Source organism: Dysgonomonas sp. GY617, assembly GCF_015233815.1.
Lineage (GTDB): Bacteria > Bacteroidota > Bacteroidia > Bacteroidales > Dysgonomonadaceae > Dysgonomonas_A.
Window position 1 is genome coordinate 1 of the sequence record NZ_JADCLR010000028.1, and the last position, 25262, is coordinate 25262.

General features: G+C 37.7%; 22 protein-coding genes. 8 read left to right on the forward strand and 14 right to left on the reverse strand.

Going from position 1 to position 25262, the window contains the following annotated elements; translation table 11 throughout:
* The 4 genes from IR022_RS19885 to IR022_RS15535 form a co-directional block, all read left to right on the forward strand.
* On the forward strand, window positions 1-182 hold a 182-nt coding region (locus tag IR022_RS19885; protein ID WP_206759618.1), incomplete at its 5' end, for a hypothetical protein.
* 196 nt (window positions 183-378) lie between these two features.
* Entirely contained in the window at window positions 379-987 is a 609-nt protein-coding gene (locus IR022_RS15525; protein WP_194204409.1) for a hypothetical protein, read from the forward strand.
* A 65-nt stretch (window positions 988-1052) separates the two neighbouring features.
* Entirely contained in the window at window positions 1053-1916 is an 864-nt protein-coding gene (locus IR022_RS15530) for a hypothetical protein (protein WP_194204410.1), read from the forward strand.
* Between the two features lie 12 nt (window positions 1917-1928).
* A complete protein-coding gene (locus IR022_RS15535; protein ID WP_194204411.1) occupies window positions 1929-2759 on the forward strand; it encodes a hypothetical protein in 831 nt (276 codons plus the stop codon).
* Window positions 2760-2944: 185 nt separating this feature from the next.
* On the opposite strand, the gene IR022_RS15540 is transcribed toward IR022_RS15535, so the two are convergent.
* The 6 genes from IR022_RS15540 to IR022_RS15565 are packed head-to-tail and all read right to left on the reverse strand — an operon-like array spanning window position 2945 to window position 13463.
* Window positions 2945-4897 (reverse strand): hypothetical protein, encoded by a 1953-nt coding sequence (locus tag IR022_RS15540; protein ID WP_194204412.1) that lies wholly within the window; start codon window positions 4895-4897, stop codon window positions 2945-2947.
* Between the two features lie 9 nt (window positions 4898-4906).
* A complete protein-coding gene (locus IR022_RS15545) occupies window positions 4907-6592 on the reverse strand; it encodes a hypothetical protein (protein ID WP_194204413.1) in 1686 nt (561 codons plus the stop codon).
* Window positions 6589-7479, reverse strand: coding sequence for a hypothetical protein (locus IR022_RS15550; RefSeq protein WP_194204414.1), 891 nt, complete (start codon window positions 7477-7479; stop codon window positions 6589-6591). Before IR022_RS15550 ends, IR022_RS15545 begins: the two co-directional genes overlap by 4 nt.
* On the reverse strand, window positions 7469-8812 hold the full coding sequence (locus IR022_RS15555) for a hypothetical protein (protein ID WP_194204415.1): 1344 nt from the start codon (window positions 8810-8812) through the stop codon (window positions 7469-7471). The genes IR022_RS15550 and IR022_RS15555 overlap by 11 nt, the downstream gene beginning before the upstream one ends.
* Window positions 8803-9795, reverse strand: a complete 993-nt coding sequence (locus IR022_RS15560) for a DUF6046 domain-containing protein (protein ID WP_194204416.1) — start codon at window positions 9793-9795, stop codon at window positions 8803-8805. Before IR022_RS15560 ends, IR022_RS15555 begins: the two co-directional genes overlap by 10 nt.
* Before the next feature lie 20 nt (window positions 9796-9815).
* Window positions 9816-13463, reverse strand: a complete 3648-nt coding sequence (locus IR022_RS15565) for a phage tail tape measure protein (RefSeq protein WP_194204417.1) — start codon at window positions 13461-13463, stop codon at window positions 9816-9818.
* 199 nt (window positions 13464-13662) lie between these two features.
* Between IR022_RS15565 and IR022_RS15570 the strand changes: the two genes are divergently transcribed.
* Window positions 13663-13860, forward strand: a complete 198-nt coding sequence (locus tag IR022_RS15570; protein ID WP_194204418.1) for a hypothetical protein — start codon at window positions 13663-13665, stop codon at window positions 13858-13860.
* On the opposite strand, the gene IR022_RS15575 is transcribed toward IR022_RS15570, so the two are convergent.
* From IR022_RS15575 to IR022_RS15595, 5 genes are all read right to left on the reverse strand, one after another.
* Window positions 13855-14211 carry a hypothetical protein gene (locus IR022_RS15575; protein ID WP_194204419.1) on the reverse strand — a complete coding sequence of 119 codons (357 nt, stop codon included), beginning with the start codon at window positions 14209-14211 and terminating at the stop codon, window positions 13855-13857. The two genes, IR022_RS15570 and IR022_RS15575, sit on opposite strands and share 6 nt — an antisense overlap.
* Window positions 14212-14305: 94 nt before the next feature.
* A complete protein-coding gene (locus IR022_RS15580) occupies window positions 14306-14449 on the reverse strand; it encodes a hypothetical protein (RefSeq protein ID WP_194204420.1) in 144 nt (47 codons plus the stop codon).
* A 1-nt stretch (window position 14450) separates the two neighbouring features.
* Window positions 14451-15242: a nucleotidyl transferase AbiEii/AbiGii toxin family protein gene (locus IR022_RS15585; protein ID WP_194204421.1), complete on the reverse strand. Its 792-nt coding sequence runs from the start codon at window positions 15240-15242 to the stop codon at window positions 14451-14453.
* The gene (locus tag IR022_RS15590) at window positions 15239-16045 is read right to left on the reverse strand and encodes a type IV toxin-antitoxin system AbiEi family antitoxin (RefSeq protein WP_194204422.1); all 807 of its coding nucleotides are present in this window, start codon (window positions 16043-16045) and stop codon (window positions 15239-15241) included. The genes IR022_RS15585 and IR022_RS15590 overlap by 4 nt, the downstream gene beginning before the upstream one ends.
* Window positions 16046-16472: 427 nt before the next feature.
* Window positions 16473-19589, reverse strand: a complete 3117-nt coding sequence (locus IR022_RS15595) for an SIR2 family protein (protein WP_194204423.1) — start codon at window positions 19587-19589, stop codon at window positions 16473-16475.
* Window positions 19590-19802: 213 nt separating this feature from the next.
* Here IR022_RS15595 and IR022_RS15600 point away from each other — a divergent pair, with 213 nt between their 5' ends.
* The 3 genes from IR022_RS15600 to IR022_RS15610 all read left to right on the forward strand — a co-directional run bounded on the left by IR022_RS15600 (window position 19803) and on the right by IR022_RS15610 (window position 23064).
* Window positions 19803-21062 carry a tyrosine-type recombinase/integrase gene (locus IR022_RS15600; protein ID WP_194204424.1) on the forward strand — a complete coding sequence of 420 codons (1260 nt, stop codon included), beginning with the start codon at window positions 19803-19805 and terminating at the stop codon, window positions 21060-21062.
* 439 nt (window positions 21063-21501) lie between these two features.
* The gene (locus IR022_RS15605; RefSeq protein ID WP_262892255.1) at window positions 21502-22041 is read left to right on the forward strand and encodes a tyrosine-type recombinase/integrase; all 540 of its coding nucleotides are present in this window, start codon (window positions 21502-21504) and stop codon (window positions 22039-22041) included.
* A 3-nt stretch (window positions 22042-22044) separates the two neighbouring features.
* Window positions 22045-23064: a tyrosine-type recombinase/integrase gene (locus IR022_RS15610; protein WP_194204426.1), complete on the forward strand. Its 1020-nt coding sequence runs from the start codon at window positions 22045-22047 to the stop codon at window positions 23062-23064.
* A 99-nt stretch (window positions 23065-23163) separates the two neighbouring features.
* On the opposite strand, the gene IR022_RS15615 is transcribed toward IR022_RS15610, so the two are convergent.
* From IR022_RS15615 to IR022_RS15625, 3 genes are read right to left on the reverse strand one after another with little or no spacing between them, the layout of a single operon-like run.
* Window positions 23164-23619 (reverse strand): hypothetical protein, encoded by a 456-nt coding sequence (locus tag IR022_RS15615; RefSeq protein ID WP_194204427.1) that lies wholly within the window; start codon window positions 23617-23619, stop codon window positions 23164-23166.
* 8 nt (window positions 23620-23627) lie between these two features.
* The gene (locus IR022_RS15620; RefSeq protein ID WP_194204428.1) at window positions 23628-24971 is read right to left on the reverse strand and encodes a DUF2586 family protein; all 1344 of its coding nucleotides are present in this window, start codon (window positions 24969-24971) and stop codon (window positions 23628-23630) included.
* Window positions 24972-24983: 12 nt separating this feature from the next.
* Window positions 24984-25223 carry a hypothetical protein gene (locus tag IR022_RS15625; RefSeq protein WP_194204429.1) on the reverse strand — a complete coding sequence of 80 codons (240 nt, stop codon included), beginning with the start codon at window positions 25221-25223 and terminating at the stop codon, window positions 24984-24986.
* Between the last annotated feature and the right edge of the window lie 39 nt (window positions 25224-25262).

Genomic DNA, 25262 nt, shown 5'->3' on the forward strand with positions numbered 1-25262 from the left:
ATATCGATAGTTGTTCCGGTAAAGGTTTTCGTGTAGCTGATTTGTTTTTTTGTTGTCGTTCAAAATCAGTACGATATTTCCTTTTACTTATGGCACAACTATGTCCGGCAGCAGCGTGTAGAGATTACATGCTGCTGCTTTCTTTGAATAAACTAACTAACTATATAATAACTAACAAGTAATAAAATGAAAAAGATTATTTTCTTATTAACAGGCGTTTTATCAATTGGGCTATCTCATGCCCAGGTCGGCATAAATACAACGAATCCTCAAGCAACTTTGGATATAATTTCTTCAGGTAATAGTAGTGCAACGCAGGCCCTTTCAGTTAAAAACAGCTCCGATAGAGAGATTCTCTCATTACAAGATAATGGTTATTTGGGGTTGGGCGTACCGAGCTCTGGTATCCGTCTGGACCTGCGTGACGGATTCAATAATTCTATCATCGGTATCGGGACTAGTAGCCAGACAGCAGCCGAGGCACAAGCCGGAGCCATAAAATATGACCCCGGATTTCAAGGTTTATATCTTTCCGATGGTACAGTTTGGAATAAGCTGAGTGCTCATGTAATCCGTACCTATGTTATTGGCGATATAATCAGTGCCACTCAATCTTTTGCCAACAACACCTCTACGGTGATTCAGAATTGGCGGGAACAAGAAGATCTCTTAGGAAGCTTTAATCCCACAACAGGCGTCTTTACAGCACCGCGTGACGGCACGTACACGATGGCTGTGATTGCCACATTAAGCAGTAGTCCGGTAAGTGCTAACAGTTTTATGCAGCTGGAACTCGTATCACCAAGCGCTATAGTTAAAAGTCAAAGTAGTTATTACGGTGCAGGCACATTTCAAGCCAGTGTCCTCTGTTCGGGAAGCTTTAATTTATTGTCGGGACAAACGCTGCAAGCAGTGTTAACACACACTCTGGGTGGAACCAAAAATCTGAGAACCGGATATTGTAATTTAAGTATTTTGGAAAATTAAGTTTCCAGTTCCGATAAGCACAGCCCTATAAATCACAGTATGTAAATTAATTAGTATAAAAAATAATGAATAGTAAAATTATAAGAACAATGACCGCTACGTTCTTTAGCCTGTTGCTGTCGGTGGCAATGCTAAGTGGACAAAGCGTGGGCATAAATACCAATACCCCCCTTGGGACACTTGATATTTTCTCACAAGGATCCAGTAATCTAAGCGACAATCTACGGATAATCAACTCTGAGGGAGCTCCCCTTTTGAAATTGCAGGACAATGGTTATCTGGGGCTGGGAACAACAAGTCCAGCTGTACGTCTAGATTTGAGAGGCAGTTCAGGAAGCAACAATATTATCGGTATCGGGGGTACTAATCTTTCAGCATCAGCCGCTCAGGGCGGAGCTTTAAAGTATGTGCCAAGTAGTACGGAATTACATTATTCAGATGGAACACAATGGATGTCTCTGGAAGCAGATATGGTAAGAAGTTGTGTGGTTGCAGATAATTCTTACAATATGGTGGTCTGTCCCAACAATGCAATTACCCGTTTGGGTAGCTGGGAAGTCCAATATGACCCTCTGAACTCTTTTGATGGAACGACTGGTACCTTTACAGCTCCTAAAACTGGATTGTATACAGTTCTATTTATGGTACAATTTGCCGTTGGTCCTGTTCAAGCAAATAGTTACTTGGAAGGGATGTGGGTTGCGAGCAACGGTGCGACGATTAAGTCTGTGAACTCTTTTGCAATAGCAGGTACTTTTATGACGCCTATTATTTGTTCAGGTACATTGTTCTTGAATGCAGGTGAGACTCTATATCCTCAGGTCTTTCATAATATGGGCGGAGATAAATATCCATGGTTCGCAGGTCCTCCTCCAGGAGGAGGACCTGCGAGTATTAATTTTAATAAATTATCTATTGTTATACAATAAATATCTACAGAAATGAAAATAATTATTCTATATATACTACTTCTTTCTCCTTGTTGTATTTTTTCCCAAATCGGGATAAATACAGAATCACCAACTGCCACTTTGGATATCAAATCCGAATCGACCACCATGCCGGTTGTTTTATCACGCAACTCAGCTAACACGGAATTAAGCAGACTACTCGATAACGGATATTGGGGATTGGCAAGGACTAATCCTGCGGTAAAAGTCGACCTGAGAGGATCTCTGGGTAATGGTGAATTAGGGTTGGGCACAACGGCGATGACGGCAGCAGCTGCCGGAGCCGGAGCTATCAGGTACAATAATGGCGTAGAATATTCGGATGGGAATACTTGGCTACGATTAGCTGCTTTACCTACCAAAGCATACGTAATAGCCAGGAATGAGGTGGAACTAAATCTGACGACAACAGGTGCTTCTACTGGTGGGATTTGGACAAACTGGACAGAAGTAGAGGATTTGACAAACAGTTTTAATCCCACAACAGGAATCTTTATTGCTCCCCGTACAGGTGTATATGCGATATCATGTACAGCTATGTTCGAAAATATAGTATGGTCATCAGGTCTAACTCGTATACATCTTGAGCTCACTATTGGATCAAGTGTTAGTGGTACAACTGCAACTGCAAAGAGTGTATTTACTGCTCCTATTACTAGTAGTACAGCAAATCCACTCAATGCGACACTTACAAATAAGGCATTTTTATATCTTCAGACAGGTAACGATCTGCATGTTCGTTTCTATAGCTCTAATAGTAGTAGTCAAATAAAAACAACAACAGATGGATCATATAATACACTAACTATATCAGAGATGTAAGTAATTTTTAGAATGTTCGGGTAATGTAAAATATTCTCTTAAGATTATCTCTGAGAGGATATTTTTATTTGACATTCCCCATCTACTTTGATGCCCCCTATAATCTTATGCTTTTCAATAATAAATATTAGATATGTATGAGAGTGTGTGTCAATGCTAAATGGTTAGCTGGCAGACATCATAAATCAATCGAATTTTGAGATCTCACAAGTTAATACAGCAGTATCAGCTACATCTGATTTTAAAACCGAGATAGTTTTCCCGTATAAGGTTTTTACTACCGAAGTTCCATTTTTGTTCCAAATGTCCCACATATATGTATACTCTGTACCTGATATATCCAATGTTTGCCCATTTCTGGATAAGTGGGCTGTTGCCTCTATGTTATTGGAACTATTCTTAATAGTAAATCCGGTCCTACTAACTATATCTATTGTAATAGGTGAAAGATTATCTTTTGCATTGTCATCCAGGTCTTCCCACTTTATTGTGACATCTTGAAGGATAATCGTATCTTTTGTCCATTTGAAGCGACCCGATGCAAAATAACCTGTTCCATCGGGTTTGATGACAAAAGAATTATCACGAGAAGAAATAGAACCGTCTTCGTTTAGTTTTAATAAAGGATTCTGAATAGTCCCTCCTATTCCACCTTTAGAAAACCAAGCTCCATAATCTTCTACAACCGAGAGTATTCCGTCTGTAGGTTGATTTTGTGAAGGTAAACTCCCCGCTTCCAGTTGCGGTGCAGAAACCTTGACCAGAGTTGTCGAACTCCTAATCTTCATATAAAAAAAAGGAGAATCTTCAGAATCCTGAATCAAGAACGAAGCATGATACCTTTGCCAACCTTTATTTGCTTCTATTTTAAAACTACCAATCATATACCAATCCTGATATAAATAAATTGTGGAATCCTCCGAAGCCTTTACCCAGATCGAAAAACAATACATTTCATTCAGATGTGATTTCTTCCATTCCCAAGTCTGAGCTTTTAAGGTAGAATCTTTGCCCAACTGACAAACCTTACCGATTCCAATAGGAGTATCATTATCAGTAACAGAAACGTCAGAGCCTTCAAATTCACAGGCAATACTATTCAGTATGACATTCTTGTGAATCTTACCCACATAAAAAGTTGAAGAAAACCCATTTTCATCTCCTGCAGTAAGAGTACCCGCAATATTAACATTCTTGGTTGCATACAGATTTTGAAAGTATGCCCCATACCCGTCCAACACACCAAAAACGGGATCTATCACACCCTGAAGTTTTCCGATACGGACTTTTGTTGCGTTAGTAAATATTGAAATATCGGATTGTAAAATAATATTCAGGTCTGCAATCTGGCAACCAGCTTTTTCCTGTAGTAATTGGTTGGTAAGATCAATCGAAAAACTTCGTTGGTACTGTGAAGGATAATCAATCGTAACTACAACTAATTTATATTCCCACTCTGTACCAATATGAATAAAATCATATCCGTCTATTTCTTTACCATCAGAGTAACCAAACTGAATTCGCACATTTTCCAATGGATCATCTGCTCTGATTTTAAATGAAACAATTGCACGCATTGGATTTTTAAGCGGTAATCCCACAGATTGTTTAAGACCGAATGATGGCGTACCTTCCTGAATTCCATTTCTGGAAATTGAAAGAATTCGGTGGACATCATTTTCAGTCGAATGATAATCAGTATTAAGATACTTTGCACCAAAACAGGCATACTTTCTTTTATCCGCTATTTCACTCCGCCCGTCTTTCATAAAAGGAAAACACAGCGAATTTTCCATACCCATGCCATCAATAACATCCAAAAAAGGAGATTCAGAATCCGATGCAGTCATATACAAAGCTCCGGTTCGTTCTCTATTTACTAAACTGGTTACACGTACAAAATCCAACAATTCACCAGTTTTGGGTTCGTCTCCTTCCAAAAGTGCCCCTATAAAATAAGGTGAATCTTTGCTTCCAATCACATCAACCCCGGTTTCAAGAACTACCATTAACGAATAGATTGCATTGGGTTTGTCAAAGTATTGTCTTCTGACAACATCTCCAACCTCTAAGCCTTGTGTTTTCTTAGAATCCGGACTAATCAGAATCTTATACCTGTTATATTTATAAATTGCCATTTTAAATGTTTATAATTTTTCTACCATATCACCGCAACAATTGTCGCTTATCCATAAGGAGCCATTTGTTACATTCGTCTTTTGCACTTCCAGTTCGTAAATACGCATTTTCTTTCGTATGGTTAGCTCATCAAAAGTGGCAGTAATATTGCCGGTTGTCTGACTATATATTACAGCCCATCCCGAACCGGCAAAACCTGAAGAAAACTTTTCAGAACTTATGTTATCCAGAAAATAGGAATTCCCATAATGTTTTATTCCATCAACGCCGGATAACAGGTATTTCTCATTGCTAAAGAATAGCCCTTCTTTTGTCAATCGGGTGTAAGAATTATCAATACCTATATGTCCTTCCGCTTCAATAGATTTAGAAAACCTGAAAAAATCAGTATCTGTCTCAATTATTGTCGAATTCGAGAGGCGGTCTAAGGGTTGATAATAACTTGTAGATGAATTGTGATATAGGATTGTCGAATGTTCAAAGTCGTTTGCAATATTGGATGCATTATAACGCCTGAATTGACTGGTTAATGCGATACCATTTGACTTTGCAGAAAGGAAAGCATTGCTTGAATTCCCAAGTCTAAGTCTCTTATGTATGATTATACCTTCATCCTGATTATCTATCCGGTAACTCGATAATAATTCCTCTCCAAAATTATGCCTTACGGTTAACGAATCAGGGAAATAAGCACCTCCATATTTTGTTATTAAATGGTATTGACTATTCTGGTCAAAAATCCCGGTTTTCAAAATAACCCTGTTTGTGTTTACACTTCCCAGATGAAGGTCTCCTCCAACGGCTCCAATCTGAACATCCTGTTTATCCACTCTTGTCAATACCGGAAGTGAATCGATTTGAATACCATAACCGGTATTAAACGACAGATAACTATTCAGACTGATTATCTCCTTTTCAATCTGCAAATAAACGGTACCATCACAGCCTAATTCGGCTCCATATCTAGCCGATAATTTACCTTTGATTACGGCTGTCTGCCCTACCAATAAGTTACCATGCAGATTACCGTCTTTCATTTCCCAGTCAGACAAGGGATTATTCGAATTACCACCGTGATAAACAGGCTTACCATTAACCAAAAGTGCAGTGGATGATAAAAACACACCGTTATTGATGTGGTTACCTACTAATATACTTCCCGAACTAAGCAGCGAGGCAAATTCAAAATTAACAACCGAACTCTTTATAAGGGTAGCATCATTTTTAAGGTCATACTCCAATAGTTGCTTGCCTCCTATATATAAATTACGCGCACCGATTTCTACATCCTGAGTAAACCTGACACCGTAATTTTCAAGTATTCCTGTATCATCAGTAACCTGCCTGTAATATGTTTCCATCAACCGATGGTTATAATATCCAGCTTCAAACCCGTAATTGGCAATCAGAGCCCCCGACATCGAACCTCCACTTTTTTTAAGGTAATCAATTAAAACACCACCTTGGTTACCACCACCGGAACCACCTACTGCACCGGATATAGCATCAGCAAAATTATAAGCGGTATTGCGAAGCCGTATAGAAGTGTCATCCCCTTCAACTACACCGTAGGGATGGTCTGCATCTTTTTTATCCTGTACATTAAAAAAATTATTATAAAGCTGTGTGTATATACTGTAACATAGGCTATCAGGATTCAGCTCTTGAATATCCGGATATAATACTATACTCATTTTGTAAAGGCTGTTTTGGATAAGAATTTTTGAATCTTGGATGTTAAGGATGCAAAGCTCGCTGCATTAATAGCAGGCATGGTTCCCATTAAAGTGGGGGTCATAATCTTACTGCATTCAGTCAGAAAATCCATCATCAGCTGAGCTAACTCATTACCCAATACCAGCGGTTCACTTGCACTTTCTTCACCGATTGTAATCTTTTTATCCACAATAGAAATAGCTGTACCGCCAACCTGATGTAAGATAGTGTCCGTTGTCTGAATAGTTTGCGATTTATCGGCTTTATGTTTTATACTTTCCGGAGTGACCGTTATAATTATCTCTTTACCCTTCTCATTTCTGGCAATGGTTTCTATCAATCCTGCCAAATATTTGGTAAAAGTTTCATTTCCCGTTTTCTCTAGTTCATCATAATCGGGAGAGTCGTTATCTTGGGCATCCAGTTCCTCTGTCTGGATAACACCTATTACAACTTCGTTATGTGCATTTAACTGAATGATATCCGCATGGGAGAAATTCAGCACATACATATATTTTGTGGCTGCATCCGAAACGATGGTAACATCTGAGAATAAAGTAGGAATGATAAGAAAACCACCCGAATTGTCTTTTACTCCGGATAATAATACACCCTTATGGATAATAGCTTCGCTGCTGCTTGTTTCATCGGGAAATTCACCCACATCGATAGTACCTGAATATTCTTCAAATTCTTCATCACTTTCATCATCATGGATCTTGGCTACATAACCGTGTATCATTCTCGCTGTTCCCACGCCACCTGTTCCGGCAGGTGACATTTCCACACGTTCCAGGCTCCGGCCTAAAGCTATCTTACGAATAGCTTCGTGAATCATCCGTCCACTATTAGTACTAGTTCCCATATTTTTTAGTATTTCCTTTGATTTTATAAGGTAAAGTCATCTTCTGGCGATACCCATTCACTCCGAATGTTGTCGTTACTTCATCGCTCAAGTATACACCGTTTTTAGACGGGTTACGGTCATCTATCAATTCGACCTGTACAGCAGTAGTAAGCCCAAAATCTCCAAAAATGGTTATACTTCCTGTTATGCCATTGAGGTTATAGTTTTTAAAATACTCAATAGTTTCTTCAACCAGTTTATCCGAATTTATCCTCATATTGGGCGACATGTAAGGTACAATGGTATAAGTACTCAAATCTACCTTCGTTTTTGTATCTGCTCCTTTTGCCGTCTTATTACCTGTTTTCTTATGTGTCTTTTTTGATACCTGGGTAGCGTTAATTGTTTGGAATTCTTTACTGTTCTTATCCGTCGCATCGTATTCAGGATTCAATCGTACTGTTACTTCAAAAAATTTTTCATCCGAGCCTAAGGCTTTACCGGTAACAGCTAAAAATTTAGGATCGGTTTTTAATACTTTGAGATCGCTTGCTGCTACATGGTAATTAAAAAAGATTTTATAAGGTCCTGAAACATCATTTGGGAAAACAGGCTGATTCTTTGATGAAGAATAAGGCCGTCCAACAGCTATGGTAGGCATTTCATCCGGTGAATTGACATCATACTTGAGAAAGCAGTAGACTTTATACTTGCTCCAGTCATTGAGAATATCCGCTACCGTGAAATTGTCTGTAATTTTTATCTTTCCAATTTGAATATCAAATTTCTTAGTATCCGAATGAATTGCAAATCCCGTATCTTTCAGTAAACCATATTTATCCCCTAGTACATCGTTTACTTTAGTGCCGATGTTGGGTGTCTCAAACTTGGATGCCTGTTTCAGTTTAAGCTTGTAAGCCATATTTTCGCATTCCAACTCAAAATAGTTATCCGAATTATAAGTCGTAATGTAACCATCAAACATATTTTTGAGAATTCCGTTATAGCCCAATTTTATATTCAGACGCTGACCAACCTTGAAAGTTATTTCCTTGACTGCAGTCTGTGTACTTCTTTTCTCTATAATAACCCCATCCTGCATAACTTCGGTTGTTATTCTCGTTGCGTCTTTCCCTTCTAAGGTAACAGCACCCAAAATGGTACTCTGAAAGACTGTTCCTTTTGGGAACTTTACTTTGGCTGTACCTATCAGCTCTTTGTACGATTCATTGATTTCGATCTCTTCTACTTCTGTAATTACTATCGGGTTCTTGATAAGAATAGGTTTATCAGGATCTGCATCACCTATGGTAATTTTACAGCACAATACGTCCATCGAACCTATATCCATAAACGGGAGATTTTAAGCAATGAAGAAGGATCTACTACTTCTGTACCGAATTTCACCAGTCTGATCCATTTATTAGTATGTCCTATGGCCACATCGACCTCTTCCTGTTTTGCTAACTTAAGCTCTATAGCTTCCGATGGCTCTACAGCAACACATGATATAGAGTATGGTTGGATATTGCGACAGTCTGAAGAAGTGAAATTGTAGTTTTGTATAATTAATTGTGAAATTTTAAATTGCCTTAATATTGTATTATCACAGTTGATCACACCCTTATACTGCATCAACTTTAGGAACTTTGAAACTTCTGCTTCAGGGTATATTTCAGGGTATTTACTTGTTATTTTTCCACTGATTGAAATTTCCAAGTCACCAGTAGAAATAAATTCTTTACGGGAATAATCTCGGCCTTGTACTACAGTAAGAACAATATTGTTCTTACTGGAAACCTGTACTTCCGGTTGCAGGTCAATGAAAGTAACCAAACCATAATTTGTATTGTTTTCGATTTTTCCGGCTTTCGAGTCATAATAATTACCTTCACTGCTAATACTTAACTCCAGATAATCTTGGACAATTCCACCAACAATAGTATCCGTATAATTTTTCTTTGCTGAAACAGCCTTTTGCTCCTGTATTAATTGATAATACTGACCTGATTTATTGGCAAGACTGGTTTGAGACTGAGTTTGTAAATACTTGTCACGCTCTTTTTGTTCCCAGTACTTCAAAAATCTGGGATAAGAACGTAGAGCACCATACGCCATCTGGTGTGTACTTTGTATAAGGGCTCGCTTGAGTATTTTGGTATCCTTCGAGAAATAGTGAACCGCCCCATCTTGAAAATGAGCAAACCCCATCCCAAGAGCCCTTCTTGTCGAATCTGCAATATAACTGTCAAGGCTTCCATGACTGATTACGCCTCCGGATAGCAATGAAGCCGCACCGAAGCCTTTTAGTTGATTTTTTGTTATTCCGATCATCGTTTGATAGTATAATAGTATTATCCGTTCCAGCTTGCATCAAAGTCATGCACCACATCGATTAATGCCTGTGCTAACTGTTCTTTTAAACTTTGTACTTCCGCTGTTTGACCGTCTTTTGATTTCATCAGGTCAACAGAGGCAATACTTAAAAGACTAGAGATATTCACGATGACCTGTTTAGGTGCAGAAGAAGATAACTTCCCGGTACCCGAGTAATTACCTCCTGCCGAACCGTCATCTTCTCCGGTACGGGTAGTTATCCCATTTGCAGTAGTAGGGTCTTCCGTGTTATACTGAGGTTCACTCGAATATTGTTTAGGACTAAATCCGGCAGCTTTCATTACATTTTCGGCAGCCTCGGTTGAACCTCCTAATGTGTTACGTAATACTGTTGTTAGCCTTACCAACTTATCGTGCACATCCATTTTACCGGCTTCCTGCTTTATTCTGGCTTCCGATGATGAATTTTTTGGCAAGTCTTTCATAACCCATTGTCCTGCGAGATTACGGGAAAATCCATTGTCTTCTAATTCTTTAAAATTGAAATCAGTTTTTTCGATCATATTTTTGGCACCTGTAAAGTCTTTAATAGCCATCATATAGGCTTGTGCACCGGTTCGTATTTTACTGACAGTCGAATCATTTTGGAATTGTTGATAATGTGGAGTTTTGGTTGCATCAATTGCTTTCTTTTCCCCAAAATCATTTACATATTTTACTTTTTCGTTTCTATCTTTTGTGAACAACGTTGAGTCAAGTGTATCGTCTCCTTGCTTATATTTTTTATCAATATTTAGCATAAATGCTGCAACAGCATCAGCGGTCTTTAGTTTTCCAAACTCAGCCCATGCAGAAGAGATACGGTTTTGCATATCTTTTTCTGCAATTCGGGTGATAGCTTGAACGGCATCACCCTGATATGCATCACTGGCAGTATAGACAGGAATGGGCGTGGAGGTAAAACCTTTATTGTTGCCAACAGCAAAAGCATTCATAATATGCGCCCACCAGTTTGGGGTAAAGGCACCTATTTTTTGACCGGATTCTTCTTCAATCGTTTTTCCACTGGTAAGCTGATCAATTGCCCATTTTGTATTAACCGCCTCTTTATAGGTTTTATTTAGAGATTCATATAGGGCATTAATTGATGGGTATTGATATTTACGGTTTGCATCGATTTCTTCAATTACGGCATCTTTTGCCTCTTTTACTTTCCAGGTTTTATAAGCAACCCAACCAAGAGCTCCAACCAAAGCTGTAACTCCGACAGTAGCAGCAACTGCACCGGCTCCAAGTGCTGAAATAGATGCACCTGCTCCGACAAGCCCATTTCCGGTTGCTACCTGAGAGGCAAAGAGGTTAGTTACTCCACTTTGAGCGAATGCACGTGTAAGATTCCCTCTACCTGTAATTCCGGTAGCATTCAGGGCAGTAACTAATTGTCTTTTATTCGCCATACTCATGGCGCCGATTCCTCTGATACCGCCGAATCCCGCTAATCCACCAATCATTTGAAATCCGGTACTAGCTGCCGATTGTTTACCGATAAAGCCGAGAGCAACACCAACATTTGTTAATGCCCCTGCCAGTTTGAACAGCCTTGTAGCTACGAGCCCCGTAAAAAGAATAGGTTCTATCCAATGAAAATTTTTGGTAAACCAAGTCCCGACGCTGGCTAGAGTTGAAACGATATCAACCAGGACTCTTCCTATCGATGCAAGGCCATTAGCAAACTCTTTTGCATTAAATTTTGCAAGTAAATCTTTGAGCACACTTCTTATCTGCAGTTCAAGTAATTCATATCCCTGTATGAAACTCTCTGAAAATTGGGAAGTCATCTGATACCAAAGCCCTTTGGTTGTGTTTTGCTTTACATCGGCAAGTTCTCCGGATACACCATGCGAAACCCGGTTTTGAGATGCCAGCTCTCTCAGTTTTTCATGGTTTTGTAAGAACATCATACCTGCAGTACCTCCGATTTTACTGAAGATGCTGATCATATCCTCCAGGGTTGCTCCTTTTTTATCGAGTTCTTCAAAAATATCAGCAAGAGGACGCAGTTTCTCAACTTTCTCTCCATAGATATCATGGAATTCGGTAAATTTAATATCCAGCCTGTCAAGCACTTTTCTGGCTTCTTTTGTAGGCTTGGCAAAACGAGTGGACATAGCTCTTAAAGAGGTTCCTGCCTGTGTTCCTTTAATACCCATATTTCCCAAAATACCGATGGCAGCAGCACTTTCGCTAAATTCAACTCCGGATAGCTTAAGATACCCTGCTGCCATTTTGTAAGACTCAGCCATCTCAACAATATTCACATTCGATCGTGAAACGCTGGACGCAATAATATCAGCAACAGAGTTCATACTGCTACTTTTGATATCGTATCCGGCCATTATATTTGTCGTCAGATCGGCTATCTGGGCTACATCATTATCGCCGATAAGGGCTAGATTGGTGATAGGTCGTATAGATTTATTAATTGTATCGATACTCATACCAGCCATCGATAGGAACTTTACCGCACCCCCAATCTCAATAGCTGTAAATTTTGTTTCAACACCGATCTGCCTGACATGCCTCGCCATTTCGTCAAAGCGGGTATTAAAGCTAGACAGGTCTGAGTCGGCTACCTTTAGAATACTTCTTGCCGACTCCATTATGTTTGCATACTCTACTGCTTCTGAGAGTTCCTTTTTTATCATCCCATAGGCCATATAGGCATTAAACATATAGGCGAATGGTATGCTGCGCATAGAGGGACCTTTAGAATACTGTAATCGGTTTATTGCTGCCCTTCGGGTCCCTGTATAAGCCGAATTTTCTCTGCTTAATTGTTGGCGGTTCTGACGTATTATATGGGCAGCATTTTGCTTTTCGTGTTTTTCATCTTCTCGTATTTGACGTTGCGCATCCTGCTGCTGCCTGCGTTGAATATCCCTTTGTCTTCTGAACTGCAGCTTTTCCTGTATCCGGTTTTGTATATTTTGTGGTAAAATATAAGGACTATTAGTAGAATTGGGAATAGATAATAAACTGCCACCTTTACTTGATTTATTCATTAGGGCACCGCCTAGTTGCATACCTGCCCCTGCACTCCTTATCTGGCGCATGAATCCCAGTATTTCAGTAAGTCGTTGCTTCGCAACATCCGTTTTTAAATTGACCTCACGGCCTCTTTCTAAACTGATAAGAGCTGAATTTACCTTACCGACAATTTTTGTGATATCTTTCTGGGCATCACCTAGAGATTGGATATTAGGTGCAATTTTCCCTTCCTGAGCCCTTTTATCAGCCAGTTTCTTAGCTTCTGATTTAATGGCTTTAGTATTTAAAGGCTTTCCGGCATTAATAACCAGCTTAATCCCTTTTGTTAGCGTATCGATTTCACCTAACAATACTTTCACTCTCCCGAGTTTTTCCTCTGTACCACTAGTATCGATATTAAATTTATACGAATAGTTTTTCTTCTTTCCTTTACTTCGGAAAACCTTATCTATCTCATCCATCATTCCCTTTATATTTGCAACTGCACGGGGAACATCAAGTTTAAATTTAGTCAGGTTGGCTATACTGTCTGCAAAAGCCTGAACTTGTGCAGTGCCTTTAGAGGCATCTACATGGATGTTATATTGTACCTGATAAGTTTGATTATTATCTGCCATAGTAAAGTTTATTCTTCTTAAGAATAGCCTACTTTATGGGCGATTGATTAAAAGCTGTGGGATTAGTCTGGTTGATGAAGTTATGGCATAAAAAAACTCCCGGTAAGGAGTCTATATATATGATAACTTTGATAAAAATGTATACCTATAAAATATACAAAACCTCCATGATATACTATAGCACAGAGGTAAAACAAGAGTGAAGTTCAAGAAGAAAGAAGCGAATTTGTCGTCTTTACGATTGTCATTTGCTGGTGTAACCAAAGAGCTTCTTCTGAAAGCATTGCAAATTCTTCATCTGAAATTAAATCTAAATTCACGCCGGGAAAGTAGTGACGGATATAAATGGTTCGCTGACGAATTCTTTGTCCATCTTCTACGACCCAGCGATTTATAAATTTATAAGTACATTTTGGCGGGTGGATATAATCTCCGATAGCTGTCCCATCAGTCCGAATAAGAATAATGATTCGTTATCTACAAGTTCTTTGTCACCATCCAGGAAGCAGTCTTTGGCTAATGTACGCATAGCTGATACTTCATCCTTTTTAGATGCTGCCATAAATTTGCTAAACTGAGGGAATGTCGGTTCTGCCATATAAGCAACATAGAATTCCTTCTCATTACAGGATGCATCCCCAAAAACAACCATCGGGAATACCTTTCTGAGTTTCTTGTCAACCTTTAGTTTAAGTGCTTTTTCTTTAATATCTGCTTCTTGTTGTAGTGTAAGGCTTTTTTCTTCCATCTTTGATTATAGTTTTAAATATAATAAAGAATAGATTTTGTATTTTGATTAAGTTTAAATCACAATAAGGGATATTACCACAAACGATTATATATTATTGATTATCAGCAATTCGAAGCAATTTAGTTCCAGTGTTCTTTTTAACTGAACCAATTGTATAGCCATAATGTATTGGCAAAGAAATACCCTTAACTTTTACTCTTTGCCAATTATTTGGAACAACAGCATAATAATCCATTTTATAGTTTTTCAATTAATTCTCTCCTTACTCTGTCCCAGGCCTTTTCATTATCATACTCAACACCTTGTTTCAATATGGAATGAATATCATCCGTGAATTCCTTATCTACAATTTTCTCTTCCATATTGATGAGAAATTGTTTCTGCGTAGGTGGTTTATCTACGGAATACTCCATATATGTTTTGTAGCAACGAATGATCTTCCCGGCATCAACTTCGCTGTGAGTTAATGCCCAATACAAATCAAACAAATCACGTCCCTTGCGACGTTGGTACAAAGCACGCATCTTAGTTCCGAGCAGCTCTTCTAATTCATATCCTGTCAAATAACATTCACTGGAAAACCACGGATTCACTACTTTATACGGAATTTCTTTTAACCCCAGTACGTTGAAATGCTCACGCGTATTGATCTCGATTTTCAACCGCATGCTGATTATCGGTTGTGTCTCCGTATCAAAACGATAAACAATGGTGTTGTTATGGATATGCTGCTTAACTGTCCGCTTGGTTCCTAAGAATGATAATTTTTCCCGGATTCGTTTGAGTATCGGATTTATGGGCTCTGAATTGATTTGCACTAAGTCAATGTCCTCGGAATAGCGAATCTGCGGTTTCAGGTACAGCTTATGCAATGCCGTTCCTCCCCTGAATGCCAATGATTTTTTCAACAAATCATCCGAAAATATCTCAACTAATGCCCTTGCTATTACTAAATCCTGCTCTATTTGAGCATAACTTGGCCACGGGGCTTGCTCCTTCCATTCTTCGATATATCGCTGTGGTATCATAATTCATTTTCTATTTCTACATTAACATCTACCTTCCAATCCTTATCAATATTTTCTCGCTGAGACGAAGCTATTGATAACAGAATATTTTGAGTCGCCTTATCTTTCAGTGCGCGCCGGATGGATTTCGCCAGATCTTGTCTGTTATAAACCTTATCAAACATATAACCCAAACGCTGCAATGCTGAAATTTGAGGATAGCTGGATGCTATCTTGAACATACGTGCAGGCTTAATTTCTTCAGCCAGTTCACTTAAAATCGGGACGATCCGAGAAATGCCCCCTATTTTCCCATTGAACGACATAAAATCTAAAGCTGTGAGTTCTGGCGAGGAAACATTAAAATATCCGGCAGCAGATTGTTTCATATCGAGGCTTTCCGGCTCCCATACTTTCCGGACAAAGAAATTTATCCGTGTATCTTTTTCAACAATACTTCTCATTGGGCTCTGAACAATCACCTGATATTCCATAGGCTGTTGATGAGCTGCGCCATACAAGGCAGCCGCAGAATATAATCCGATATAATAATTCCTCCTCAGATATTTCATCAAATCATCAATATACAGATAAATAGGAAGACTACCCTTTTCTGTATATTCCGGTGGAAGAACTACATAAAAATCCTTACGAATAATAGCAATTTTATTATCGGCTTTTAAACGATATATCTTCCTGCGGATAGCTTGTTCGGAAGAATCGAATGTTTGATTCAATTCCTCGAAAGTAAATGAGAATCTGCCCTTTGAACGTATCGTCAATAGGTAATTGTCAATATATTCGTATTTCTTGGTTTTATTCACGGGTAAATAATTTACGCTAAGATACACATTGTGTTCGTAATTGCAAATATATTACCAGTTTTATTTTAAGGGTAGCGATGCGCCGGACTCCTCCCTTCCAACGTATCTTCTTCGGACAATTCTCAATGTGGTTTTAAAATAGTAAACAATAAAATGCAATATAATAAGATAATTTACAGAAAAGTTAAATAGTTAAGAGCCATGTATTCTATATACATGGCTCTTTATTATATTTAAAATATTGTTATTTTATATCGTATCCCCGTCTCTTATGTAACCTTTTAGAATATGTAACCTTTTTCATTCAAGTATTTGAAAATCAAAATATACTATCTAAAAAAGGTTACATAATAAATCAAATTTTTCTGAAAAGAGAAAAGATCGATATTTCGTATATACTTATATTTTTCTATATAGGGCTATCTTTTTACATGAAAAATCTAAAATCATATGTTATTGCATGTAATGATTCTGCTTGTTTAGCATAACGAGAAAGACGTTTTGAAAAATCCAGAGTTACAGGTAATGTTTTATATAATTCACCCCCATTCCAATTCATCTTTGTCAAAGCGAGTATTTCTTTGACTGTTGTTTCAATCGTATCTGTTCCTCTAAACCTTCTTATTAATAAAGGAGAGGGAATCCCCCTTCCACTTTGATAATAATTTTTACCCATACCAGCAATATCATCATCTATAACAGAACCATGTGTCCATAATAAGAAACTATATTCATCTAATTGTATTACTGTACCTCTCTGTATCGGGTAATTGTGAACATCTTTCATAATTTGTTTAGATAGAAAATCTCTTTGTCCTCTTATTGCTCTCCAGTTTGAATATTTTTGTATTTGTAATAATTCAACGTTTTCAATTCCGTCAGCAGCTTCTAATATTCCTTGCATTTCATCATATGTATAATGTAACACTTTATGAATAACCAGTCTGTCAAGCTTGGAATTTCCATCAACTCGGTAATACGCCTCTTTTAATTTCAAAATAAGTTTTCGAGCATCTTCTTTACTCATAAAAGGATTTTTACCATAAAAAACTGGATGTTCAATTGGTTGTAATAGAAATCGTAAACCTTGTCCCGCTGAATCAAATATTTGACTACTTCCCAAAACGTATTTAGTCTGAGAGTTTATTTTTTGTATAGAGAAGTCTAAACCGATAAAAGCAGTGGAATCAGATATAGTTTCATTTCTCCAAGGAGTACCATTTGCTTTTACATATAGTCCTAAAGAAAGCCACCATCTTACTTTTGCAGGATCATAATAATTTATAGATTTATCTTCTATTATTTGTATTTTGATATTCTTTTTAGCACAGAACAACTTCAATGAATCATGTAAATCAAAGTAAGTCATCTCATTTTTCAGTTCTCGAAATTTTTGAAAAGAATCTGGAAAATAAATAGTTAATACATCAAAATCGCCTCTTATAGTATAAAAATATTCTATCTTTCTTTTCAAAAAATCATAAAATTCTAATTGGCTATAATTAGTTATGTCATTTGAGTTGATTAATTGTACGAGCTTATTATCAATTGTTTGTGGTATTTCTAAATATCTTTTATAAATAGTGGCGAATGGAGAATACTGAATTAGGTAATTTAGTTCGGATTTTGGATTAATTTCTTCATTTAAGCCTAATAAGTGCTTTTGAACAATAGAAAAACCGAAATCTGGTGATAGTATTGCGATCTTAATCGATTGAGTATTTATTCCAGTGCTTTCAAAAGAATTATCAAGTGGACCAAATGTTTTTAGCCCCTTTAATGGATGTGCCATCCGATAATTTTTATCTGTTATATGGAAATTTAGTCTCGGCTCTGAAACTTGAAAAGCACCACTGAAGCTATGATTTTTGGATGGAATTCCAGCACTAGAGTAATTAGACTCAAACTCTAATTTAAAGTTATCTATCGAAAACTGTATTGTCGAATTTTCTTTTTTAAGTATACTGATCCAAAAATTTTCTCTTTCATTAAGTGAATTATTTCGTCTATTAGAGAATATGATATTAGAGATATTCTGTTTTTCTATATTTGTTAAACCAGAATTAGGTGAAATATGAATTGACGGGAGCAAGATAAGGAATAACTCCTTATTATGAAATTGAAATTGAATTTCAACCGCTTCGTAAATAACTATATTGCTTTGTATTTTGTAACTATTCAGCTCTTGGTATGTTAACGGATAATTTTCAGAGTAAAATTTTCTAAATGCTTTTGTAGGTACTCTTTTCAGAGAGTAATTTGAAATGAGATTTTCTTCAATTAAATCATAGATTAAACCTGTATAAAAAGAGTCCTGCTTATATGTAATCGATTCATCTACATCTACTGTGATTATCTCTGATTTAATTCTAGTATTAAAAACTTTTGTAATTGTTTCAATACTACCGAACACCAGAGTATTGCCTTTAGATAAGGCTGCACTTAATTTTTGATTTTCTACTATTTCTCTTAATTCTTTCCACCCCTCTAAATCAGACTTAAAACTATATATACTTTTGGGATAGGATCTAGCCTTAAGCCCATTCAGCTTTATAGGAGTAAAATCGTTCCTGATTTGCGGAGCTGAAAAGGGTTTTCGTGCTTCAAATCTTAATTTTGCAATGTTTTCTATTTCTGGATTAACAACTTCATTAGCAACATAAAGTTCAAACATGAACTCATCAAAACCATCAATCTCTATAAAACCAGAGAGATCATTATTGTTTTTCTCATTAATTCTCTGAATTAGGCTAATGACATTTGAATTTGGCTGCTGCCCTTTTCTGATACACCAGATTAGGCCATATGGAAACGGATTTGAGGTATTAAATGTTTCTTGAAATGCCTCTAAAATAGAATTGTCGGACCCTGAATAACCAATAACAATTAAACCGGCCTGACTTTGAAGATTGCTAAAATATTTATGTAGGTCTTTTTCCAAAGATTTTAACTCATCAGAAGTATTTTGGAGATTATCATATCGATAGTCTCCATGTAGTTTGATAACCCTAGGTAATTTATTGAGATTAAAAAGTTGATTTTTAGTATCTTCGGATATGACTTCAAATGAAGCTCCATTATTAATAGCCTTTATACCGCTTTCTATTAATTCATCGAAATTTGTAGTCCATATATGATTAACCTTCTGAGAATCAAATAACACACCAAGACATTTATGACCAATTGATGGGTTTTTCCCTTGAACCAAACGTTGTACAAAAGCCTTTCTATCAATAGAATGCCGATAACATTTTTCAAAATAAACTGAATACTCATCAGAACTATATAACTTAGGATAGTCACCTTGCATCTCAAAGTAACTTTGAATAATCGTTCTATTTCTTTCTGACTCTAAGTCTTTATATTTGTCTTCTCGCACATTAGTAGCTCCACAGAATAATTTACGTTTAAATTGCCAAATCAACGTGCCAGCTGCAGGAATGTTTGCTTGTACAGAAGCACCTGCTCCTAACAGAAAATTCAAAGATCCATTAGGCCTTATAGCAAAACTTCTCAAAAATTCTTTTTTATCAATAATGTGCATACGATATATTTAATACTTAGTTTTTAGACTTTAAAACAAATCTATTAATTAATATAAAACGAAGATACTAAAAATGTTATTTACTATTAAGTGCTATCTAATTTTTGATAAATTATAAAGAAGAAAAACTTGTATAATAAATATTTCGTAATTTTTTTATTCCTATTTTGTATTAAGGCGGCAATTTCGCTGTCTCTTTAATTCAAATAGCTTATGAATACAGATCTCAACACTTTTGATGAATTAGTCTTAGCTGCCTCTCGACACCTTCAGAATTTGGGAAGGTCTGAAGAATCCATTAGAATATACCTCTGGGCATGGGGGCGATTTTGTAAATATATGGAAAACAGCAAAATAAAGGAATGCAGTGAGGGCGTCGTGATGAAATATATCGAAGCTACTTACGGACAGTCTGAGGTGAAAAATCTAACTCATTATCAGAAAGATCACCTTCGGCAATGCCTTTGTCTGGTTCAATTCTCCGAAGCAGGCAGTATGCCAATTTATATTGATCGTAAACCTAAGTATGAGATAGTAGATTTTTTTCGGCCAATCGTGGACGAATATCTGGAACATAAACGTAAAATGCGTGTATCTGAGATCACATTGAGGGCTCATAGATTACATCTTTACCAATTCTCTGAATATTTGGTTTCAAGAGATTTGAATTCCATTGCTTTTCTTTCTCCATTGGAATTGACGTACTATGCTTCAGAAATCTATCCTGATGCACCAGCCTCTAAGAATGCTAATCTGATCGTAATTAGACGGTTTCTGAACTACCTCTATAACAAAGAATATATAAAACGGAATTTATTTCAACTAGTTCCAAAGGATAACTACCGGCAACAAGCCAAACTGCCGTCGGTCTACTCGAAAGAAGAGATTCGGCAGATATTCGACTCCATAGATCGATCTACAACCATCGGAAAGAGAAATTATGCTGTAATCTTACTCGCAGTCAGGCTCGGCATGAGGGCATCCGATATCAGCACATTGGAGTTCCGTAACATAAAATGGGCGGCAAACCAGATATCGTTTACCCAAATGAAAACAGGTCGGAATATCTTGTTACCGTTACCGACCGACGTTGGCGAAAGTATCATCAACTACCTGAAAAATAGTCGTCCGGTATCGGAAGAAAAACGTATCTTTCTTAGTCCACGTAACCCACATAAGCCGATAGATTCCGAAGCTATATCCCATCTGGTAAATAAAATTATCGTTTCCTCTGGAGTGAAAGTAGGAAACCGTAAAAGTGGTCCCCATGCCTTACGTCATTCGATGGCAAACTTTATGATAAATGGAGGCACAACGTTGCCCGTTATTGCCGAAGTCCTCGGACATGCAAGCATCCAGACCTCTATGAATTATTTAAGGATTGATGTGGAATCTATGAGACAGTGTGCAAGCGAAATTCCTCTTGTTCCAGTTTCATTTTACGAACAGAAAGGAGGTGAGTTTTATGGCTAACTTTAAGATTAAAAACTATCGAAACACAGTCTTGTCTCCATTCATAAAGGATTTTATTCGAGTAAAGAAAGGACTCGGTTTTAAGGCTGAACGTATTGAGGTCGGACTTTGGGCGTTCGATACCTGGGCGCATAATCAAGGCAACCGTGATATAGCCCTACCAAGGGAACTTGTGGAAGAATGGTGCGCACGACGACCAAATGAAACGGTAACAACATGGAGCCATCGGACAAATTATGTTCGTCAGCTATCTGTACACTTGTTCAACCTCGGCTATGATGCCTATATCCCTCCAGCAGTTCAGTCCAAACGTGAAACGGTGGTACCATATATCTACACGGATGTTGAACTGGATGCAATCTTCAATGCGACCAATCTTCTTGTCCAACAGCGCTCTCACCCATGTTATTGCCTGTTTTCAGTTCCGGCGCTGGTCCGAATGTTGGCCGGGACTGGAATAAGGTTGGGAGAGGCCGTGGGTTTGCTCGACAAGGACGTTGATCTCAATAACAACTACCTTATACTAAGGGATACCAAGAATGGAACAGAGCGCCTTGTTCCAATATCGGAATCATTATCTGAAGTATGCAGACAATACAGGCAGTATAGATCTCTGCTCCCATACATTCACACTGATACCTTCTTCGTTAAACTGAACGGAACCCGATGTACGAATGAGTCGTTCGGCCATTGGTGGAATCAGATATTGAAAATAGCTGGTATTCTTCATTTAGGCAAACAACGAGGACCAAGAATGCACGATCTCAGGCACACCTTCTGCGTTAAGACTCTGGCTCGGCTTGCCAGAGAAGGCAAGGACCTGTATTATATCATGCCTATTCTCTCTATGTATATTGGGCATCTCTCTTTGAATGCAACTGATAGATATGTTCGCTTAACTTCTGAAATGTTTCCGGAACTATTAAGCCAGACCGATAGTATCTGTACCTATATTTACCCAGACTTCAAAAGATTATAAGCTATGAAACCAACTAAATTTGCAAAATATCTCTCCGAGTACCTAACTGTATATCTTCCTAATGAAAGGGGATACTCGGCAAATACGATTTTCTCTTATCGTGACAATATGCTTCTCTTTTTGATTTTTATGCGCGATAAATATAACATAGGAGCTGAAAAGATCGATTTTAAGGATATTACCCAGGAACGGGTTATTGATTACCTTGATTGGCTCGAATCAGTGCGCAATAACAGCATATCTACTCGTAACTCAAGACTCTCATCATTACACGCTTTTTTCCGCTTTTTACTGTATCGTTCTCCTGAACAATTACATGAATGGCATCGGATATTAGGCATTAAAGTGAAAAGAAATTATACAGCTAGTGTTATGTACCTTAGCCCGGATGGGATAAAGCTGTTGCTTGAACAGCCGGATACATACAAGGCAAAAGGTCGACGGGATCTCGCCTTGTTATCGTTGATGTATGAATCAGCTGGGCGAGTTCAAGAAATAGCCGATTTAACACCCTCAAGGGTTCATTTTGGTAAACCCACCACATTAAAAATCAAAGGAAAAGGGAACAAAACCCGCATAGTACCGATATCAGAACAAGGTGCAAGATTGCTAAAAATGTATATGGAAGAAAAAGGATTACTTAATGACTGGGCAAATGAACAACCTCTTTTTGATAATGGTCAAGGAGATAAACTCTCGAGAAAAACTATTGCTGTTATTATCAAAAAATATGCAGAGAAAGCACGGCAATCAAATCCAGCCATAATCCCCGAAGGTATTAGTCCTCATTCAATGCGTCATTCGAAAGCTATGATGTTACAGGATGCTGGTGTGAATTTAATTTATATTCGTGATTTTCTTGGTCACTCCTCAGTTACAACTACTGAGATATATGCTCGGATAAGTACAAAACAAAAGCTAGAGGCCATTGAGAAAACCTCTTTGTCTCCAGAACCTGAGTCATTACCAATATGGCATCGTAACAAAGGTTTACTTGAAATGCTTGAAAACCTAGGAAAGTAGAAATATTATGTAATCTTTTTCAAGTAAGATATACTGAGAAACAAATAATTATCCGAAAAAGGTTACATTTCCTAAAAGGTTACATAAGAGACGCTATGTCTATATAGACATAGCGTCTCCAATCTGAATATCAAAAGGATTCAGATCAAATTCATGGGTAATATCCGTATCATCCTGTTTGCTCTCCATCCCATCTTCTGAAAAAATACAACCCTTCAACGTAACCGTTGTTGTCGTCCAATCATCGGAAGCCATTGGATTAGCAAAAGAAATAATCAAGTCAAACTCTCCGATATCCATAAGGCTGCCATAGGTTGATCGAAGCATTTGTTGTGTTTCGTAATCCATTGTAATACCGGCAGTATACGTTATATTGCCAAAGCCCCTGGAGACGGGCTTACCACCCATCCCATAGTTGGACTCGATTTTTCGTTTTTTATTCCATTTTATACCTGATACACCCTGAAGGGTTGTGCTGCCTTCATCAATACCCAATGCAGTAGAAGAAAGCGTGATCATACTCCATGAGTATGCAACATTATTTATTATAGGCATGGTTTGTGTTATTTTGCGGTGAGTGAAAGACCTTCTTCTACATATATTTTGGTAGCAACGCCTACAGGCACAATTACATATGATATCTGTAGTGTATCATTTAACAGTACATTCTGATTTGCATTTATATTTACAGCATAACCGGAAATTTCCTGAGCAGCCTGCATTTTTGCTAGAATATCACCAATAAGCGTTTTAAATGCTGTGATCTTTGACACAGCCAAGAAGCCCGTAGCAGGATTAACCATTAATGGAGAATTAACGTATAGTAGAAGTTCGGTTCTTACGGCTCTGCGTGATTTGTTGATAGTCCTGTTACGTGCAATTGTACGGTAGTCACCATTCGAGCAAGTCTGATCTTTGGAAAGATAAATACCATTCTCACGCCCAGCGTATTTCATTGGGAAAATATATCCTTTGTCATCCAGATTATCCAGTAATACAGGCGATAAAGACTCATAGAAATTAAGGCTTTCGAACTCTTGGTCCACTGTCAGGTTTATATCCCCGAATCCAAGTTCTATATCTTGAAAATCGTCTGCAAAAAGATTGAACTGTCTAACCCATGCAATTGATTCTTGCACATTCGCTTTTGCAATGGCACCCATTACAGCACCTAAGAATCCAACAGGTGTATTATTTACATTTCTCTTTTGCATTATTGAGATTTGTTCATTCGAAGCCTGTCCGAATATGACACTCATACGACTCGATTCACAAATACAGCTTGGAATCTTATTCAGATTTACTTGTTTGCCTTCAGTAGTGCTTGTACCGGTATTAGATGGGTTTGCTGAAAGAATTATCGACAAAGGCTGATTTTGTGCAGCCAATGCAACTGCTTTATCATTAAGTGTCTTTACAATATTTAGATTGTATCGTTCTGCTGCACCATTAAGTTTCCAGAGTGGCTGCTCTGTCCACACTCCCAATTGGTTTATAGTGCCACCGGAAGCACGTTGAAGAATTTCAACTGCATCCCAGTTTGCACTACAATCGGCGAACATGACATATAGTTTTCCACGACCTTCTACATTGCCTGACATCCGAAAAAACTCACGGATATGGTATGCAGGAATACCATGTAAGAAGTTTTCATTTACTTCATCATCTTCATTGGCAATAATCCTGTCAATAATTCCAAAATCCCTACTTGCTGATTTACGGGTAGTGATATAGATTATATCATTCAGGTCTAATTTCCCTATATTATTTAATCCATAACCGGCCGTAAAAAGGGCAGGCTGCATCGATACATCGAAAAGCAGTCCGGTTATTTTTTCATTACCCGATGATGAGTTATAGGGTATGTTACCATCAATATCTTGTATAAATACGTTTCCTAGAGCCATTTTTAGGTCATGTTAAGGTTTGAAATAGGGATTTTCATACAGGATTGCACTACCCCTGAGCTGTTGGGGAGTATCAGTTGTGTAGGCCCCTCCGTGTGAATCGATATATAGTGACTGGTATGTGCTATATTTCTTGAGGATTTTATCTACCTTTAAAGGTCTTTCTGCTGTAGCCGTTTGACTTTGATTCTGAACTGTTTCAGCCGTAGTCCCCCCTTTCGGTTCTTCGGATACGTTCTTTGGTTTTGCCATTGTTTATGCTAATAAGAAAAGGGAACAGAGTGTGTGGCC

Excerpts from the sequence above, each read along its gene's own strand:
- IR022_RS15530 (WP_194204410.1), top strand. The coding sequence starts at position 1,053 with ATGAATAGTAAAATTATAAGAACAATGACCGCTACGTTCTTTAGCCTG.
- IR022_RS15535 (WP_194204411.1), top strand. The coding sequence starts at position 1,929 with ATGAAAATAATTATTCTATATATACTACTTCTTTCTCCTTGTTGTATT.
- IR022_RS15540 (WP_194204412.1), bottom strand. The coding sequence starts at position 4,897 with ATGGCAATTTATAAATATAACAGGTATAAGATTCTGATTAGTCCGGAT.
- IR022_RS15545 (WP_194204413.1), bottom strand. The coding sequence starts at position 6,592 with ATGAGTATAGTATTATATCCGGATATTCAAGAGCTGAATCCTGATAGC.
- IR022_RS15550 (WP_194204414.1), bottom strand. The coding sequence starts at position 7,479 with ATGGGAACTAGTACTAATAGTGGACGGATGATTCACGAAGCTATTCGT.
- IR022_RS15555 (WP_194204415.1), bottom strand. The coding sequence starts at position 8,812 with ATGGATATAGGTTCGATGGACGTATTGTGCTGTAAAATTACCATAGGT.
- IR022_RS15560 (WP_194204416.1), bottom strand. The coding sequence starts at position 9,795 with ATGATCGGAATAACAAAAAATCAACTAAAAGGCTTCGGTGCGGCTTCA.
- IR022_RS15565 (WP_194204417.1), bottom strand. The coding sequence starts at position 13,463 with ATGGCAGATAATAATCAAACTTATCAGGTACAATATAACATCCATGTA.
- IR022_RS15575 (WP_194204419.1), bottom strand. The coding sequence starts at position 14,211 with ATGGAAGAAAAAAGCCTTACACTACAACAAGAAGCAGATATTAAAGAA.
- IR022_RS15580 (WP_194204420.1), bottom strand. The coding sequence starts at position 14,449 with ATGGATTATTATGCTGTTGTTCCAAATAATTGGCAAAGAGTAAAAGTT.
- IR022_RS15585 (WP_194204421.1), bottom strand. The coding sequence starts at position 15,242 with ATGATACCACAGCGATATATCGAAGAATGGAAGGAGCAAGCCCCGTGG.
- IR022_RS15595 (WP_194204423.1), bottom strand. The coding sequence starts at position 19,589 with ATGCACATTATTGATAAAAAAGAATTTTTGAGAAGTTTTGCTATAAGG.
- IR022_RS15600 (WP_194204424.1), top strand. The coding sequence starts at position 19,803 with ATGAATACAGATCTCAACACTTTTGATGAATTAGTCTTAGCTGCCTCT.
- IR022_RS15605 (WP_262892255.1), top strand. The coding sequence starts at position 21,502 with ATGTTGGCCGGGACTGGAATAAGGTTGGGAGAGGCCGTGGGTTTGCTC.
- IR022_RS15610 (WP_194204426.1), top strand. The coding sequence starts at position 22,045 with ATGAAACCAACTAAATTTGCAAAATATCTCTCCGAGTACCTAACTGTA.
- IR022_RS15615 (WP_194204427.1), bottom strand. The coding sequence starts at position 23,619 with ATGCCTATAATAAATAATGTTGCATACTCATGGAGTATGATCACGCTT.
- IR022_RS15620 (WP_194204428.1), bottom strand. The coding sequence starts at position 24,971 with ATGGCTCTAGGAAACGTATTTATACAAGATATTGATGGTAACATACCC.
- IR022_RS15625 (WP_194204429.1), bottom strand. The coding sequence starts at position 25,223 with ATGGCAAAACCAAAGAACGTATCCGAAGAACCGAAAGGGGGGACTACG.